Below are 17992 nucleotides of genomic sequence, written 5' to 3' on the forward strand. Positions count from 1 at the left end.
CACGCATGGCGTGCTATTTGTAAATTAAACCGAATGAGACTATTGATTCTCTTCAGCAGAGTTTAACAATTCAGCTAAATTAGCGGTTGCTTCTTCTGCTGAAATTGTTGTTTGAATCTCATCAGTTGATGGCATTGCGCGTTTACGTAAACGTTCTTTATGGTAAGCATACCCCGTACCTGCTGGAATTAATCGACCAACAATTACGTTTTCTTTTAAGCCACGTAATTCGTCATTTTTACCCGCCACCGCAGCTTCGGTTAAAACGCGAGTCGTTTCTTGGAACGAAGCGGCAGAAATAAATGATTCAGTTGTTAGTGATGCTTTAGTAATACCAAGTAAATCGTGTAAGTAAACAATTGGTTCTTTATTTTGCGCTTCAAGTTCACGGTTGATAATCTTCAAGCGTGAAACTTCAAGTTGTTCACCTTCAAGTAGACGAGAGCCACCTGGATGAATAACCGTTGCTTTACGTAACATTTGGCGTACGATAACTTCAATGTGTTTATCATTAATTTTTACACCTTGTAGACGATAAACTTCTTGAACTTCGTTAACAATATAACGTGTTACCGCATTAACGCCACGTAGACGTAAAATATCATGCGCAGATTCAGGACCATCAGAAATCACATCACCACGGCCAACTTGTTCGCCTTCAAATACGTTAAGTTGACGCCATTTTGGAATCATCTCTTCATATGGTTCACTACCATCTAATGGCGTGATAATTAAGCGACGTTTACCTTTTGTTTCTTTACCGAATGAAATGATACCATCAATTTCAGCCAAGATAGCTGGTTCTTTTGGTTTACGTGCTTCAAATAAGTCAGCAACACGCGGTAAACCACCGGTGATATCTTTAGTACCTACAGATGCTTGTGGAATACGAGCAAGTGTATCACCAATATTGATTTCAGCACCATCTTCCAACTGTACTAATGCTTTACCAGGTAAAAAGTATTGCGCAAGCATTTCTGTACCAGCAAGATAGATATCATCACCTTTAGCATCAACAATTTTGATGGCTGGACGTAAATCTTTACCAACACCAGTACGTTCTGCTACATCTAGTATAGCAATAGATGATAAACCTGTTAATTCATCGGTTTGACGCGTAATTGTTTGACCATCAACCATATCCACAAAACGGACAAAACCTCTAGTTTCAGAGATAACTGGCATAGTATGTGGATCCCAGTTAGCCACTGTTTCACCCGCATCAACCGCAACACCATTACCTTTACTTAAAATCGAACCATAAGGCACTTTATAGGTTTCTTTCATTCGACCTAAGTCATCAATAATGGTTAATTCAGCATTACGCGAAGTAATTACTAGTTTCTTATCTGGGTTAGTTACAAATTTAGCATTAGTTAATTTAATACTACCTTTGTTTTTAACTTGAACACTTGATTCTGCAGCTGCTCGCGATGCCGCACCACCAATATGGAACGTACGCATGGTTAACTGTGTACCTGGCTCACCGATTGATTGCGCCGCAATAACACCGATTGCTTCACCTTTATTGACCAAGTGACCACGTGCTAAGTCACGGCCATAACATTTTGCACACACACCAAAATCAGTATCACACGAAACCACTGAACGCACTTTAACACTATCAACAGATTCCGCTTCAAGTAAGTCACATTTACTTTCATCAAGTAATGTGTTACGTGGGATTAAGATATCCGCACTACCTGGTTTTAATACATCTTCAGCCGTAACTCGACCTAATACTCGTTCACGAAGTGGCTCTTTAACATCACCGCCTTCAATAACAGGTGTCATTACCACGCCTTCTAAGGTGCCACAGTCATCTTCAATGACCACTAAATCTTGTGCCACATCAACTAAACGACGAGTTAAGTAACCTGAGTTCGCTGTTTTTAATGCGGTATCAGCAAGACCTTTACGCGCACCATGCGTAGAGATAAAGTACTGAAGTACGTTTAACCCTTCACGGAAGTTTGCAGTGATAGGCGTTTCGATAATCGAACCATCTGGTTTTGCCATCAAACCACGCATACCAGCAAGCTGACGAATCTGTGCTGCAGAACCACGCGCACCAGAGTCGGCCATCATGTAAATACTATTGAAAGAAGATTGAACTTCTTCTTCACCTTCACGGTTAATTACTTTTTCAGTTGATAAGTTATCCATCATCGCTTTAGCAACGCGTTCATTCGCAGCAGCCCAAATATCGATAACTTTGTTATAACGTTCACCTGCAGTTACTAAACCAGATTGGAATTGCTCTTGAATTTCAGCAACTTCGATTTCAGCTTCGTTGATGATTTGTGATTTCTTCGCTGGAATTTCCATATCATCAATACCAACTGATACACCTGAACGCGCCGCATAAGCAAATCCAGTGTACATGATTTGGTCAGCTAAAATAACTGTATCTTTCATGCCTAACTGGCGATAGCAGATATTTAAAATTTTAGAGATCGCTTTTTTACCCAAAGGTTGATTGATAACAGAGAAGCTCATCCCTTTTGGCATAATTAACCATAAAATTGCACGACCAACTGTTGTATCAACCACCGAGGTGGTATCTTCCCACTCACCTACACTATTACGTTGGCTTTCAGTAATACGGACTTTAACCTTAGCATGTAATTCAACTAGACCTAAACGATATAGCTTTTCAGCTTCTTTAGGACCGGTTAATATCATGCCTTCACCTTTGGCATTGACTTTATCACGAGTCATATAGTAAAGACCTAAAACCACGTCCTGTGAAGGAACGATGATAGGCTCACCACTTGCCGGTGAAAGAATATTGTTAGTTGACATCATTAACGCACGTGCTTCTAATTGTGCTTCTAACGTTAATGGAACGTGAACCGCCATTTGGTCACCATCGAAGTCAGCATTAAATGCCGCACAAACTAATGGATGTAATTGAATTGCTTTACCTTCAATTAGAATCGGCTCAAATGCTTGAATACCTAATCTATGTAATGTTGGTGCACGGTTTAGTAATACTGGATGTTCACGAATAACTTCATCTAAGATATCCCATACAATTGCATCTTCACGCTCAACCATTTTCTTCGCTGCTTTAATGGTTGTTGCATAACCGCGACGTTCTAATTTACCGTAAATAAATGGTTTGAATAATTCAAGGGCCATCTTCTTCGGTAAACCACACTGATGCAAATGTAAGTATGGACCTACAGTAATTACAGAACGACCAGAATAGTCAACACGTTTACCTAATAAGTTTTGACGGAAACGACCTTGCTTACCTTTAATCATATCAGCAAGTGACTTCAATGGACGTTTGTTTGAACCTGTAATTGCACGACCACGACGACCATTATCTAATAATGCATCGACCGATTCTTGTAACATACGTTTTTCATTACGTACAATGATATCCGGCGCAGCCAAGTCCAATAAACGTTTTAAACGGTTATTACGGTTAATAACTCGACGATAAAGATCATTGAGATCTGATGTTGCAAAACGTCCGCCATCAAGTGGCACTAATGGGCGTAAATCTGGTGGCAACACAGGTAATACGTTTAGAATCATCCATTCAGGTTTGTTTTCTGATTGAATAAATGCTTCAATAATCTTAATTCGTTTGGTCAGTTTTTTACGCTTAGTTTCAGAATTAGTGGTTGATAGTTCATCACGTAGTGCTTCACATTCCGCTTGCACATCAATATTACGTAATAACTCTTGGATAGCTTCTGCCCCCATGCGAGCATCAAATTCGTCACCAAACTCTTCTAACGCATCTAAATATTGTTCTTCAGTTAAAATCTGACCACGCTCAAGATTAGTCATACCACCATCAAGAACCATAAATGATTCAAAATAAAGCACTCGTTCAATATCACGAAGTGGCATATCAAGTAATAAACCGATACGAGATGGTAATGATTTTAAAAACCAGATATGGGCAGTTGGTGATGCAAGTTCAATGTGCCCCATACGTTCACGACGTACTTTAGCTTGAGTTACTTCAACTCCACATTTTTCACAAATCACACCTCGGTGTTTTAAACGTTTATATTTTCCACATAAACATTCATAATCTTTTACTGGTCCAAAAATACGCGCACAAAACAATCCGTCACGCTCAGGTTTGAACGTACGATAATTGATTGTTTCAGGTTTTTTAACTTCACCAAAAGACCATGAACGAATCATATCAGGAGAAGCAAGCCCTATCTTGATAGCATCAAAATCTTCTGTTTTTGTTTGTGCTTTTAGAAACTTTAGTAAGTCTTTCACAATTGACTCCTATGGAGTTAAACCAATTAGATAACTTATTATTGCTAATAAGTTATCCCTATAAATAGAAATCATTTAAGTTAGCAAAAATTACTCTTCATCTAACTCAATATTAATGCCTAGCGAACGGATCTCTTTTAATAGTACATTAAATGATTCTGGGATCGCAGGCTCCATACGATGATCACCATCTACAATATTTTTATACATCTTAGTACGGCCGTTTACGTCATCTGATTTAACGGTTAACATTTCTTGTAAAGTATAAGCTGCACCATATGCTTCAAGTGCCCATACTTCCATCTCACCAAAACGTTGACCACCAAATTGAGCTTTACCACCCAATGGTTGTTGAGTAACCAGACTGTATGAACCAGTAGAGCGGGCATGCATTTTGTCATCAACTAAGTGATTCAATTTAAGCATGTACATATAACCTACAGTAACTGGACGTTCAAATTGTTCACCTGTACGACCGTCATACAACGTAATTTGACCAGAAGTCGGCAAATCACCCAGCTCTAGTAAGGCTTTAATTTCTTGCTCTTTGGCACCATCAAACACAGGTGTTGCTAGTGGCATACCATTACGCAAGTTTTGTGCTAAATTCATGACTTCTTGATCAGTAAATTCTGCTACATTAACTTTTTGTGCAGCCCCTAAGCCAAGATCATACGCTTTTTGAATAAATTCACGTAATTTAGCTAACTCTTGCTGTTCTTTTAACATCGCATCAATCTTCTGACCAATACCCTTAGCAGCCATACCCAAGTGAGTTTCTAGGATCTGTCCAATATTCATACGAGACGGAACACCTAGTGGATTTAATACGATATCAACCGGACGACCTTTATCATCATATGGCATATCTTCAATTGGGTTAATTTTAGAGATAACCCCTTTGTTACCATGACGACCAGCCATCTTATCACCAGGCTGAATTTGACGTTTAACCGCTAAGTAAACTTTCACTATTTTGAGCACACCTGGTTGTAAATCATCACCTTGTGTGATCTTCATGCGTTTAGCTTCAAGTTTTTTATTAAACTCAGCTTTGATCTCTTCGTGCTGTTCAGCAAGTTGTTCTAATTGAGCTTGTTTATCTTCATTTGCAATACCGATTGTTAACCATTTTTCACGTGGTAAAGCATCTAATTTATCAGCGCTGATTCCACCTGAAATTAGTACATCACGAATACGAGCAAATAATGCAGCCTCTAAGATTTTAAGTTCTTCAGTTAAATCTTTTCTTGCCTGTTTAAGTTGCATCTCTTCGATTTCAAGCGCACGTTTATCTTTTTGTACGCCATCACGAGTAAACACTTGAACATCAATAACTGTACCTGAAACACCATTAGGCACGCGCAATGAAGTATCTTTAACATCAGAGGCTTTTTCACCAAAAATTGCACGAAGTAATTTTTCTTCTGGCGTTAATTGTGTTTCACCTTTAGGTGTCACTTTACCGACCAAAATATCGCCACCTTGAACTTCAGCACCGATATAAACGATACCTGATTCATCAAGTTTAGATAGTGCAGCTTCACCCACATTTGGAATATCAGCGGTAATCTCTTCTGCGCCTAACTTTGTATCACGAGAAATACAAGATAATTCTTGAATATGAATTGATGTAAAACGGTCATCTTGTACCACTTTTTCAGAAACTAAAATAGAATCCTCGAAGTTATAACCATTCCATGGCATGAAAGCCACTCGCATGTTTTGACCTAATGCTAACTCACCTAAGTCTGTTGATGGACCATCGGCAAGCACATCGCCACGTTCAACTTTTTCGCCTAATTCTACACATGGAATTTGATTGATACATGTGTTTTGGTTAGAACGGGTATATTTAGTTAAGTTATAAATATCAATACCTGTTTCACCGGCATATATTTCATCAGCGTTAACATTAACCACTATACGTGATGCATCAACATATTGAACTGTACCACCACGGCGAGCAACGGCTGTTACACCTGAGTCAACGGCAACAGCACGTTCCATCCCAGTTCCAACAAACGGTTTTTCCGCTTTCAACGTTGGTACTGCCTGACGTTGCATGTTCGCACCCATTAAAGCACGGTTCGCATCATCATGTTCAAGGAATGGAATTAATGATGCACCAACTGATACGATTTGTTGGGTTGATACGTCCATATAATGAATTTGTTCTGGGCTATATAAGCCTGACTCACCGTTTAAGCGACAAGTCACTAATTCTTCTTTAAAACGCCCATCTTCATCAAGATTTGAGTTTGCCTGAGCAATCACAAATTCACTTTCATCAATTGCTGATAAATAATTAATTTCGTCAGTTACAATACCATCAATTACTCGACGATATGGTGTTTCCAAAAATCCATACTCATTGGTACGAGCATAAACCGCTAATGAGTTAATTAAACCGATATTTGGACCTTCAGGCGTTTCAATTGGACATACACGACCGTAATGCGTTGGATGTACGTCACGTACTTCAAACCCTGCTCGTTCACGCGTTAAACCACCTGGACCTAATGCTGAAATACGACGTTTATGCGTAATTTCAGATAATGGATTGTTTTGATCCATAAATTGAGATAGCTGGCTTGAGCCAAAAAATTCACGAATCGCTGCTGAAATTGGTTTAGCATTAATCATATCTTGTGGCATTAGTGAATCAAGATCACCTAAAGATAAGCGCTCTTTCACTGCTCGCTCAACACGAACTAAACCAATACGGAATTGGTTTTCTGCCATTTCGCCAACACTACGAATACGGCGATTACCTAAATGGTCGATATCATCGACTTCACCGTGACCGTTACGAATAGCGATTAATTTCTTCATTACCTCAACGATATCATCTTTCGTTAAAACGCTTTCGCCTTCAATATCATCACGCCCTAACGAACGGTTGAACTTCATTCGACCAACAGCAGATAAATCATAACGTTCGTCAGAGAAGAATAAATTATCAAATAATCCTTCAGCAGCTTCTTTCGTTGGTGGCTCGCCCGGACGCATCATACGATAAATTTCAACTAATGCACCTAATCGGTCACGAGTCGAATCAACATTTAATGTTTCAGAAATAAATGCACCATGATCTAAATCATTAGTGAATAAGGTTTCTATTTTTTTATATCCAGCATTGGTTAATTGAAGTAATAGCTCTAATGAGATCGGTGTATTAGCAAAAGCAATTACTTCACCAGTGTCTTCATTAACATAATTTTTAGCAAGAACTTTATTAACAATATATTCGACTGGCACATCAATTTTACTAACTTTATCTTTTTCTAATTCACGAATGTGACGAGCAGTAATACGACGGCCTTTTTCAGCATAAATTTTACCTTTTGATTCAATATCAAATAGCGCTGTATCACCACGTAAACGCTCTGGAACAAGATCCATTTTTAATTTAGACTTGCCAACTTCAAAAATAGTTTTCTCAAAGAAGATATCTAAAATTTCTTCTGTTTCATAACCTAACGCACGCAAAATGATTGTTGCAGGAAGTTTACGACGACGGTCAATACGAGCAAAAAGATTATCTTTTGGATCAAATTCAAAATCAAGCCAAGAGCCACGATAAGGAATAATCCGAGCATTATATAAAACTTTACCAGAAGAGTGTGTTTTACCTTTATCGCTATCAAAGAACACACCAGGACTACGATGTAATTGTGAAACAATAACACGCTCTGTACCATTGATCACAAATGTACCATTATCCGTCATTAAAGGAATCTCGCCCATATAGACATCTTGCTCTTTAATATCTTTAACTGTTCCTTCTGGCGCATCTTTATCATAAATAACTAAACGTAATTTTACGCGCAACGGTGCTGAGTAAGTGATCCCTCTAATTTGACATTCTTTAACATCAAACACAGGTTCGCCCATCTTAAAGCTCACATATTGTAACTCAGCGTTACCACTATAACTTTTTATCGGAAATATTGAACGGAATGCAGCTTCTAAGCCATATTGTCCTTCTGGATCTTGCTCAATAAATTTCTGGAACGAATCAAGTTGAATAGAAAGAAGATACGGTATATCCAAGACTTGTGGACGCTTACCAAAATTCTTACGAATTCGTTTTTTCTCGGTATAAGAGTAAACCATTAGTTCCTCAACTTGCTTATCTGCTATTTTAGCATGATTAAATATTCATCAGGAATACTACCACTAAATTGATAACACCTGACACCTCATCGAAAATATCTATAAATATCAATTGATTAGGCTTAATAAATATACTATTTCTTTATTACTTTTATTGATAATCTTCAAATAAAATTCTTTAACTTGTTATAGCGCAAAAAGGCTGGAGGTATAAAACCCCCAGCCATTTGCCTCGTTGTCGATAAACTTATTTAAGTTCAACAACTGCACCTGATTCTTCAAGCGCTTTTTTAAGTTCTTCAGCATCAGCTTTGCTAACGCCTTCTTTAACTGTTGCTGGAGCTGATTCAACAAGATCTTTAGCTTCTTTTAAGCCTAAACCTGTTGCACCACGAACTGCTTTGATAACAGCTACTTTATTAGCACCAACATCTTTTAAGATTACATCAAATTCAGTTTTTTCTTCTGCTGCTTCTGCTGGACCTGCTGCTGCAACTGCAACCGCTGCCGCTGCAGAAACACCGAATTTTTCTTCCATCATTGATACAAGTTCAACAACGTCCATAACAGACATTTCAGCAACTGCATCTAAAATTTGTTCTTTAGTGATAGACATAATATAGTTTCCCAAATTTACATTTTTTTAATTGATAAAATTCACAATCAAACTGCCAATTAAGCAGCTTCTTTTTGATCGCGAACCGCTGCAAGAGTACGAACCAATTTGCCAGCTGCGGCTTCTTTCATGGTTGACATCAAGCGAGCTAATGCTTCTTCATAAGTAGGTAATGTTGCTAAGCGATCAATGTTCGCTGCAGTAATTAACTCACCTTCAAAGGCTGCGGCTTTAATCTCAAATTTGTCATTTTCTTTCGCAAACGCCTTAAAAAGACGTGCTGCAGCACCTGGGTGCTCATTTGAAAATGCAATTAGAGTTGGACCTACAAACGTATCTTTTAAACACTCGTATTGAGTACCCTCAACAACACGGCGTAATAGCGTATTACGAACAACACGCATATAAACACCCGCTTCACGAGCAGATTTACGTAATGCAGTCATTTTTTCTACAGTTACGCCACGAGAATCAGCAACAACTGCAGATAGCGCACCTTTGGCGATTTCATTAACTTCAGCAACAATTTCTTGTTTATTTTGAAGATTTAGTGCCATTGGTATTGCTCCTGGATTACACTAGGCAAAAGCCTAGACTAATTTTCACTAGCTACAAATGTAGCTAGCACAATCACGATGAGCAGAATCCTTCTATTATATCTTATCAGGTTCTGTCACCGTCTACGTAGGAAAATTAAGTAGTCAAATTTCAACTACACCTACGGTCTTGGACGGGGTCTGGTTAAGGCCAGACACCAACCGATTTTTTTGTTTAACTATAAAATAATTAAACAGTTGCATTTAATGTTGCTTGATCAATTGCAACACCAGCGCCCATTGTAGTTGAAAGACTTACTTTCTTAACAAAGACACCTTTAGAAGATGCTGGTTTTGCACGTTTTAGGGCAACAAGTAATGCTTCTAAATTTTCTTTAAGCTTATCTGCATCAAAATCAGCTTTACCGATAGTAGTATGGATAATACCATTTTTATCATTACGGTAACGAACTTGACCAGCTTTAGCATTTTTTACAGCTTCAGCAACGTTAGGGGTAACAGTTCCAACTTTAGGGTTTGGCATTAAACCACGTGGTCCTAAAATTTGACCTAATTGACCAACAACACGCATAGCGTCAGGTGATGCAATAACAACATCAAAATCCATTTCACCTTTTTTGATTTGATCAGCAAGATCGTCCATACCCACTAATTCAGCGCCAGCCTCTTTAGCGGCTTCTGCATTTGCTCCTTGAGTAAATACGGCAACACGTACGCTACGTCCAGTACCGTGTGGAAGCACGATTGCGCCCCGAACATTTTGGTCTGATTTACGTGAATCAATACCTAAATTAACGGCAACATCAACACTTTCGGTAAATTTAGCGGTTGCAAGTTCTTTTAATAAAGCGATAGCTTCATTAATTTCGTATTGCTTAGTTGCATTTACTTTTTCGCGGATAAGTTTAGCTTTCTTAGATAATTTAGCCATGAATTAACCCTCCACTTCCAAGCCCATTGAACGCGCTGTTCCTTCAATAGAACGCATCATCGTTTCAATGGTAGCACCGTTCATATCTGCAGCTTTTAATTCAGCGATTTCGCGAATTTGAGCGCTTGTTACTTTACCTACTTTCTTTTTGTTAGGTTCACCAGAACCAGACTTAATTTTAGCAGCTTTCTTTAATAATACTGCTGCTGGAGGTGTTTTAGTAACAAATGTAAATGAACGATCAGAATAAACGGTAATTACAACAGGAATCGGTAAACCTTTTTCCATGCTTTCTGTTTTTGCATTAAACGCTTTACAGAATTCCATAATATTAACACCATGTTGACCAAGTGCTGGACCAACTGGCGGACTAGGATTTGCTGCACCAGCTGCTACTTGCAACTTGATGTAGGCTTGTACTTTTTTTGCCATTTTTAGTTTCCTTTGCTCGGGTGCAAACGCCTCTATTAATAATAATTATTAATAAATAGACAGCTCCCCTAAGTTAAATGAGGGCAAAATTATCCTATAACTAAAATAAAAATGCAAGACTTAATTTAATATAGGATAAATCAAAAGCAGGGCAATAGCCCTGTTTTAGTTTCAACAAACACAAAAATTACAGAACATTTATTGCGTTAAGTTCTTTAAATGCTAGCTCTAAACGCGCAATTAAAGAATCTTGTCCTTTACGTAACCATACGCGCGGATCATAGTATTTTTTGTTTGGTGCATCAATACCTTCTGGGTTACCTAATTGCCCTTGTAAATAAGCTTCATTTGCTTTGTAATAATCTAAAATACCAGACCAGTTTGCCCATTGTGTATCGGTATCAATATTCATTTTGATAACACCATAGCTTACTGCTTCAGCAATTTCTTCAGGTGTAGAACCTGAACCACCATGGAAAACAAAATTCAATGATTTTGCAGGTAAACTAAACTTCTCAGATACATATTTTTGTGAGTTATCTAAGATTTTAGGCGTTAATTTAACATTACCTGGCTTATAAACACCATGAACATTACCAAATGATGCTGCAATAGTAAAACGAGGACTAATAGCACTTAAACGCTCATAAGCGTATGCCACATCTTCTGGTTGAGTATAAAGTGCCGAGCTATCCATATGGCTGTTATCAACACCATCTTCCTCACCACCAGTACACCCCAACTCTAATTCCAAAGTCATTTTCATTGCAGACATACGAGCAAGATACTGACAACAAATGTCAATATTATCCTTTAATGTTTCTTCTGAAAGATCAATCATATGAGAAGAAAACAAAGGTTTACCTGTTTTAGCAAAATGAGTTTCACCGGCCTCAAGTAAACCATCAATCCATGGGAGTAATTTTTTAGCACAGTGATCGGTATGAACAATAACTGGAACACCGTATTTTTCAGCCATAAGATGAACATGTTTTGCACCAGAAATTGCCCCTAGAATAGCACACTCTTGACCATCTAATTTTAAGCCCTTACCGGCAATAAATTGAGCTCCACCGTTAGAGAATTGGACAATAACAGGAGAACCTACTTTTGCCGCTGTTTCAATAACAGCATTGATTGTATTAGTATCGACACAATTAACTGCGGGTAATGCAAAATTATTTTCGCGAGCGATTTGAAATACTTTTTGAACATCATCACCAGTTACTACACCAGGTTTAACGACATCAGAAATCTTTGTAGTCATTTTGTTACCTATAAATTTATCTATATAAAAATAAAGGATGAGTCTTTTCCCCATCCTTCCTATTGAACCAATATTACGCTTTTGCTCTAGCCTCTAACATGGCTACAGCAGGCAGTTTTTTACCTTCAACAAATTCAAGGAAGGCACCACCACCGGTTGAAATATAAGAAATTTTATCTTCAATACCAAATAAATCAATTGCTGCTAAAGTATCACCACCACCCGCGATTGAAAATCCTTGGCTATCAGCAATTGCTTTAGCGACAATTTCAGTTCCACGACGGAAATTAGCAAATTCAAAAACACCGACAGGACCATTCCACAAAATGGTTTTAGCATTTTTAATGATATCAGCCAATACCTCTGCTGATTTATCACCTAAATCAAGAATTTGTTCATTTTCTTTAACATCTTGAACTGACTTTTCAGTTGCAGTAGCTGTTTCGCTAAATTCAGTTGCAACACGCACATCAGTTGGGACAGGGATTTCACAGTTCGCCATTAATTTTTTAGCTTCAGGAATAAGATCTGCTTCGTAAAGTGATTTGCCTACATTATAACCTTCAGCAGCAATAAAGGTATTAGCAATACCACCACCGACAATAATTTGATCAGCAATTTTCGATAAAGAATCAAGTACGGTTAATTTTGTTGATACTTTAGAGCCAGCAACAATAGCCACCATTGGTCTTGCTGGATTATCTAGCGCTTTACCTAAAGCATCAAGTTCAGCTGCTAATAATGGACCTGCACAAGCAACTGGCGCAAATTTACCTGCACCGTGAGTTGAAGCTTGAGCACGGTGAGCCGTACCAAACGCATCCATCACATAAATATCACAAAGCGCGGCATATTTTTTAGATAAAGTTTCATCATCTTTACCTTCACCAACATTAAAACGGACGTTCTCAAGAACAACCAATTCGCCTTCTTTTACATCCACGCCATTAAGGTAATCTTTCACTAAACGGACAGGGAATGACACATGTTCTTTTAAATAATCAACAACAGGTTGTAGTGAAAACTCTGGATTATATTCACCTTCGGTTGGACGACCAATATGAGAGGTAACCATTACTTTAGCGCCTTTTTTAATGGCTTCCTCAATAGTAGGTAATGATGCTTTAATACGCGCATCCGAAGTAACCTTACCGTTTTTTACCGGTACATTAAGATCTGAGCGAATAAACAAACGTTTTCCTTTTAGATCAAGATCTTGCATTCTAATAATAGACATGATACTTCCTCTTGTAAAATATAAATAAAATAAAACTTTTACTATTCTAACATAAAATTTCTTTTTAGGTTATAGACATTATTGGTCGAATAGTAAACATTTATCGTAAACTAAAAATAATCAATTATAATTTTTTATACAACAGCATTGACAATAGAAAGAAAATCAGGCATATTCTGCGACCTTATTAATATCTAATTTTTATCTAAACTTGGGAGTTGACTTTGGCTAATATCAAATCAGCTAAGAAACGTGCGGTTCAATCCGAAAAACGCCGTAAACATAATGCTAGCAACCGTTCAATGATGCGTACTTATATTAAAAAAGTTTACGCAGCTGTTGCAGCTGGTGATAAACAAACAGCTGAAGTAGCATTCAAAGACATGCAAGCAGTTGTTGACCGTCAAGCGGCTCGTGGCTTAATTCACAAAAATAAAGCTGCACGCCATAAAGCAAATTTAATTAAGCAAATTAAAGCATTGGGTTAATAGCTTTATTTGTGAAATGTTAACTATCATAGTTAAAGAAAAATGACAAAAAGTGGTGTAAACCACTTTTTTTATTTGTATACTAATTATTTATGTAATGTTAATAAAATAGAAGAGAGTCTATTGTGGTTCAGCGTGATTATGTTAGAAAAAAGAGCCAGTCAAAAAAAAATAAGTCACGAAATAAGCCTAATTTAATGATATTTTTGGCTATTATTGTCATTATTCTATTTTCTGCTATTCTCTATTTTGTTGTGAATAATACACCTAAAAAAACCGTTGAAGCACCAAAAGCAAAAACTCAACCTCCAACGATAACTCTACCAGAGCAACCTCAAGAGCGTTGGACATATCTTAAAGAGTTAGAAACTCCTAATGCAAACTACTCTTCAACATCAAATTCAGTTGCGAGTGAAAGGCAGCAAATCTTAGATAGTTTTATTAATAATACTCAGACTACCGCATCTTCCTCGAAAGAAAACTCAGTAACACAAAATCAAACAACAAATATAACATCATCGCCAGCACAAACTGTTACCAATAAATGGTTACTACAATGCGGTGCATTTAAAGATAAATCTAATGCTGATACACTAAGGGCTAAGCTTGCAATGACTGGTATTAGTGCCAATATTTCTCCGGGCCAGTTGTATCGAGTCACGGTAGGACCATATACCAACAAAAAAGAAGCAGATAAGGCATTAAACTCATTAAATAGTAATGGGATTAATAGTTGTGTCATTTCTAACTAGAAAAAAATGATGAAATCACTTAAGCAAATACAGCTCTTTATGAAAATGTTATGGAATCGTATTAACCATGATCGTCTAACGACCTCATCTGCTGAGCTTGCTTATACTACAATACTTGCACTAGTACCTCTTATTACTGTTATTTTTTCCTTATTGTCAGCTTTCCCGATTTTTAATGAGGCTAGTCTTTCATTAAAACAATTGATTTATAACAATCTTGTTCCCACAGCTAGTGATTCTATTCAAAATTACCTAGAACAATTTATCGCCAATACTAAAAAAATGACTTTTTTAGGAGTAATTGGCTTAATTGTTACATCACTATTGCTAATTAACTCGATTAATACAACACTTAACCATATTTGGAAGACCAAACGAAAACGTTCCTTCATGTACAACCTAACCATATACTGGACAATTTTAACCTTAGGCCCTATCTTAGTTGGAGCAAGTATAGCGGTGAGTTCTTACATATTCTCACTAAATTGGTTTTCGACAGCTACAACAGACACTGTTTTACTTAGTACCCTCCCCTTTATTATTTCTGTATTCGGATTTTGGTTACTTTATAGCATTATTCCGACCGAGTCTGTACCTTTTAAAGAATCCATGATAGGGGCATTTGTAGCTGCAATATTATTTGAATTAGGCAAACGAGCGTTTGCGCTTTATGTTACTTCATTTCCAACATACCAACTCATTTACGGAGTAGTATCATCTATTCCCATCATGTTAGTTTGGATCTACTGTTCGTGGTGTATTATACTGTTTGGCGCTGAGTTTGCTGCAACTTTAACTGACTATAACCAACGAAAAAAACACATTACTAAGAATCAACCTTTACCAGAGTAATTAATTTATGATCGCCTTAATCCAACGAGTAAACCAAGCTAGTGTTACAGTAAACAATAACATTATTGGAAAGATTAATCAGGGGTTACTAATTTTACTCGGTGTTGAACAAAGTGATGACGAACAAAAAGCAATTCGTTTATGTGAAAAAGTATTAGGCTATCGGATTTTTAGTGATAGTGAAGGAAAAATGAATTTAAACGTTAAGCAAGCTAATGGTGAAGTGTTAGTAGTTTCTCAATTCACTCTAGCGGCAGACACTAAAAAAGGAATGCGACCGAGTTTTACAAAAGGAGCCAAACCAGATGAAGCTGATAGGCTTTATCAATTTTTTGTCGAACAATGCAAACAACAGATAACGACACAAACAGGTCAATTTGCTGCTAATATGCAAGTATCATTAATTAATGATGGCCCTGTTACATTTTGGCTACAAGTTTAATCACATAACTAAAGCCATATTTAGTGAATATGCAATAACTTATCGAAATATTTAAAACCTCATAATTGATTATCTTTCAACATTTCTTATATCTATTAATCATCAATTGTTAAATTTCGAGTAGTTAAATCAAATGGTGTTAACTGATAAACATAATAATTAAGCCAATTACTAAATAATAAATAAGCATGGCTACGCCATGTAGCTTTTGGTGTTAAATGAGGATTATTATTAGGGAAATAATTAAACGGCATATCAGGATGAATACCTGCATTTAAGTCTCGATAGTATTCATTTGCCAGTGTTGTAGAGTCATATTCAGGATGACCGGTCACAAATACCATCCGCTTATCTGTGGTTGCCATCAAATAAGGACCAGTAATATCCGATTCAGCTAAAATAATTAAATCAGTATATTTTTTTATTTTATCTATAGGGAAATCAGCATATCGCGAATGAGGAGCTAGAAAAGTATCGTCAAAACCGCGTGTTAAAATAGCATTAGGTTGATTATTTTGATGTTGATAAACACCAGATAGTTTTTGGGTACGGGTAAATTTTGGTAAATCATATAATACATTCAAAGCAGCCTGAACCCCCCAACAAACAAACATGGTTGAAGTAACATGCTCTTTCGCCCATGTTATAATTTCGGTTAATTTAGGCCAATACACAACATCAGAAAAAGCAACCTTACCTAGTGGTGCTCCCGTTATAATTAGTCCATCAAAATTCTGTTCACGAATATCATCAAAATCACAATAAAAACTATTTAAATGCTCGACAGGTGTATTTTTTGATTCGCGTTGGTCAATACGCAATAACTGAATATTAACTTGTAAAGATGAGTTAGAAAGTAATCTTAAAAACTGGTTTTCAGTCTCGATTTTTTTAGGCATTAAGTTTAAAAAAAGAAGCTTAAGAGGACGAATTTCTTGAGTATTAGCGCGTGATGAAGTCATAACAAATACATTTTCATTACGTAATACATCAACAGCCGGTAATGAATCAGGAATACAAATAGGCATAACAAAAGCTCCTAAAAACGATAAGTTATTTTAAACCTCTAAAATAGACGTCTAGAAATCCATATAGCTAAATATAGTGCGTTTTAGATTATTTGTCGAGATTTTTATTGACAATATTAGAGATGAAATTTAAAACTAAATCATAATAGTAGATACATATATTATTGATGATTATAGGTGATAAAAGAGATCTTTCTTAAAAAGACCTTGTATCAGTACGCCAAGTATCAGCAGTCAGTGCTTCACCAAAATAGCTATTTATCAATTTTTGGGTAATATCATTTAAAGGTGAAGCTAATACTTCAGCAGTATTACCATACTCAACAAGATCTCCATTGTGCATAACTAAAATTTCGTCGCTAATATGTTTCATCATACCAATATCTTGTGTTACATAAATATAAGAAATATTTTGTTCAACTTGTAATGACAGCATCAAATTAACAATCTGTGAGCGCATCGAAATATCTAATGCAGCTAAAGCCTCATCAAGAATAATTACTTTGGGCTTTAAAATTAAAGCTCTTGCTAATGCCACACGTTGCTTTTGTCCTGCCGCCATCACTGAAGGATAATAAGAGGCGTGTTCGGGCAATAATCCAACTTGTTTTAATACACTACTAATTAGTTTTTCACGCTCATGGGCATCATAATGGGTATTACGTTTAAGTGGGATTTCTAACAATTGTCCAATACGCAATCTAGGATCGAATGAACTTTCAACATGCTGAAAAATCATTCTAATCAGTTGGCAACGATGACTATAATCGCCGTATTGAACTTTATTACCATCAATCCAGATATCACCACTATCTGGTTTTATCATGCCTACTAACATTTTTGCCAATGTCGATTTTCCTGAGCCATTTTGTCCAATAATTGCCAGGGTTTTACCTTCATTAAGAGAAAACGATAATGTTTTCACCGCATCAATACGTAAATGCCCAAAAAAACCTTTATGGATTTTAAATTGCTTAGATAAGTTACGTACTTTTAATATTGGATTCATCGAGT

Annotated in this window: 14 protein-coding genes; 4 read left to right on the top strand and 10 right to left on the bottom strand. The window is 36.8% G+C overall.

Annotated elements, in window-relative coordinates:
- Positions 1 to 39 precede the first annotated feature (39 nt).
- The 8 genes from rpoC to pgk all read right to left on the bottom strand — a co-directional run bounded on the left by rpoC (position 40) and on the right by pgk (position 13416).
- The gene (rpoC, locus tag GYX25_RS09920; RefSeq protein WP_085247023.1) at positions 40 to 4257 is read right to left on the bottom strand and encodes a DNA-directed RNA polymerase subunit beta'; all 4218 of its coding nucleotides are present in this window, start codon (positions 4255 to 4257) and stop codon (positions 40 to 42) included.
- 90 nt (positions 4258 to 4347) lie between these two features.
- Positions 4348 to 8376, bottom strand: coding sequence for a DNA-directed RNA polymerase subunit beta (gene rpoB, locus GYX25_RS09925; protein WP_160403294.1), 4029 nt, complete (start codon positions 8374 to 8376; stop codon positions 4348 to 4350).
- Positions 8377 to 8623: 247 nt separating this feature from the next.
- Complete coding sequence (gene rplL / locus GYX25_RS09930; RefSeq protein WP_085247025.1) at positions 8624 to 8992, bottom strand: 50S ribosomal protein L7/L12; 369 nt, start codon at positions 8990 to 8992, stop codon at positions 8624 to 8626.
- 59 nt (positions 8993 to 9051) lie between these two features.
- Entirely contained in the window at positions 9052 to 9549 is a 498-nt protein-coding gene (rplJ, locus tag GYX25_RS09935) for a 50S ribosomal protein L10 (RefSeq protein ID WP_065635705.1), read from the bottom strand.
- Between the two features lie 229 nt (positions 9550 to 9778).
- Positions 9779 to 10480, bottom strand: coding sequence for a 50S ribosomal protein L1 (gene rplA / locus GYX25_RS09940; RefSeq protein WP_091350034.1), 702 nt, complete (start codon positions 10478 to 10480; stop codon positions 9779 to 9781).
- Positions 10481 to 10483: 3 nt separating this feature from the next.
- Entirely contained in the window at positions 10484 to 10912 is a 429-nt protein-coding gene (gene rplK / locus GYX25_RS09945; RefSeq protein ID WP_034884321.1) for a 50S ribosomal protein L11, read from the bottom strand.
- A 187-nt stretch (positions 10913 to 11099) separates the two neighbouring features.
- Positions 11100 to 12179: a class II fructose-bisphosphate aldolase gene (gene fbaA / locus GYX25_RS09950; RefSeq protein ID WP_091350037.1), complete on the bottom strand. Its 1080-nt coding sequence runs from the start codon at positions 12177 to 12179 to the stop codon at positions 11100 to 11102.
- A gap of 73 nt (positions 12180 to 12252) precedes the next feature.
- Positions 12253 to 13416, bottom strand: coding sequence for a phosphoglycerate kinase (gene pgk / locus GYX25_RS09955; RefSeq protein WP_091350041.1), 1164 nt, complete (start codon positions 13414 to 13416; stop codon positions 12253 to 12255).
- 224 nt (positions 13417 to 13640) lie between these two features.
- Here pgk and rpsT point away from each other — a divergent pair, with 224 nt between their 5' ends.
- The 4 genes from rpsT (at position 13641) to dtd (ending at position 15950) form a co-directional block, all read left to right on the top strand.
- Complete coding sequence (gene rpsT, locus GYX25_RS09960) at positions 13641 to 13904, top strand: 30S ribosomal protein S20 (protein ID WP_091350046.1); 264 nt, start codon at positions 13641 to 13643, stop codon at positions 13902 to 13904.
- A 197-nt stretch (positions 13905 to 14101) separates the two neighbouring features.
- Positions 14102 to 14656 (top strand): SPOR domain-containing protein, encoded by a 555-nt coding sequence (locus tag GYX25_RS09965; protein WP_174787294.1) that lies wholly within the window; start codon positions 14102 to 14104, stop codon positions 14654 to 14656.
- Between the two features lie 6 nt (positions 14657 to 14662).
- The gene (locus GYX25_RS09970) at positions 14663 to 15508 is read left to right on the top strand and encodes a virulence factor BrkB family protein (protein ID WP_091350051.1); all 846 of its coding nucleotides are present in this window, start codon (positions 14663 to 14665) and stop codon (positions 15506 to 15508) included.
- Positions 15509 to 15515: 7 nt separating this feature from the next.
- The gene (dtd, locus tag GYX25_RS09975) at positions 15516 to 15950 is read left to right on the top strand and encodes a D-aminoacyl-tRNA deacylase (protein ID WP_091350054.1); all 435 of its coding nucleotides are present in this window, start codon (positions 15516 to 15518) and stop codon (positions 15948 to 15950) included.
- A gap of 95 nt (positions 15951 to 16045) precedes the next feature.
- Here the strand turns inward: dtd and metA are convergent, their stop codons facing one another.
- Both metA and GYX25_RS09985 read right to left on the bottom strand, forming a co-directional pair.
- On the bottom strand, positions 16046 to 16978 hold the full coding sequence (metA, locus tag GYX25_RS09980; protein ID WP_091350058.1) for a homoserine O-acetyltransferase MetA: 933 nt from the start codon (positions 16976 to 16978) through the stop codon (positions 16046 to 16048).
- A 196-nt stretch (positions 16979 to 17174) separates the two neighbouring features.
- On the bottom strand, positions 17175 to 17987 hold the full coding sequence (locus GYX25_RS09985; protein ID WP_091350062.1) for a peptide ABC transporter ATP-binding protein: 813 nt from the start codon (positions 17985 to 17987) through the stop codon (positions 17175 to 17177).
- Positions 17988 to 17992 lie beyond the last annotated feature (5 nt).

This window comes from Gilliamella sp. ESL0254, from assembly GCF_013344985.1.
Lineage (GTDB): Bacteria > Pseudomonadota > Gammaproteobacteria > Enterobacterales > Orbaceae > Gilliamella > Gilliamella bombicola.

Bases quoted from the DNA above. Each gene is read 5' to 3' on its own strand.
- metA (WP_091350058.1), bottom strand. From the start codon at position 16,978: ATGCCTATTTGTATTCCTGATTCATTACCGGCTGTTGATGTATTACGT.
- rplA (WP_091350034.1), bottom strand. From the start codon at position 10,480: ATGGCTAAATTATCTAAGAAAGCTAAACTTATCCGCGAAAAAGTAAAT.
- pgk (WP_091350041.1), bottom strand. From the start codon at position 13,416: ATGTCTATTATTAGAATGCAAGATCTTGATCTAAAAGGAAAACGTTTG.
- rplK (WP_034884321.1), bottom strand. From the start codon at position 10,912: ATGGCAAAAAAAGTACAAGCCTACATCAAGTTGCAAGTAGCAGCTGGT.
- rplL (WP_085247025.1), bottom strand. From the start codon at position 8,992: ATGTCTATCACTAAAGAACAAATTTTAGATGCAGTTGCTGAAATGTCT.
- GYX25_RS09965 (WP_174787294.1), top strand. From the start codon at position 14,102: ATGATATTTTTGGCTATTATTGTCATTATTCTATTTTCTGCTATTCTC.
- fbaA (WP_091350037.1), bottom strand. From the start codon at position 12,179: ATGACTACAAAGATTTCTGATGTCGTTAAACCTGGTGTAGTAACTGGT.
- dtd (WP_091350054.1), top strand. From the start codon at position 15,516: ATGATCGCCTTAATCCAACGAGTAAACCAAGCTAGTGTTACAGTAAAC.
- rplJ (WP_065635705.1), bottom strand. From the start codon at position 9,549: ATGGCACTAAATCTTCAAAATAAACAAGAAATTGTTGCTGAAGTTAAT.
- GYX25_RS09970 (WP_091350051.1), top strand. From the start codon at position 14,663: ATGATGAAATCACTTAAGCAAATACAGCTCTTTATGAAAATGTTATGG.
- rpoB (WP_160403294.1), bottom strand. From the start codon at position 8,376: ATGGTTTACTCTTATACCGAGAAAAAACGAATTCGTAAGAATTTTGGT.
- GYX25_RS09985 (WP_091350062.1), bottom strand. From the start codon at position 17,987: ATGAATCCAATATTAAAAGTACGTAACTTATCTAAGCAATTTAAAATC.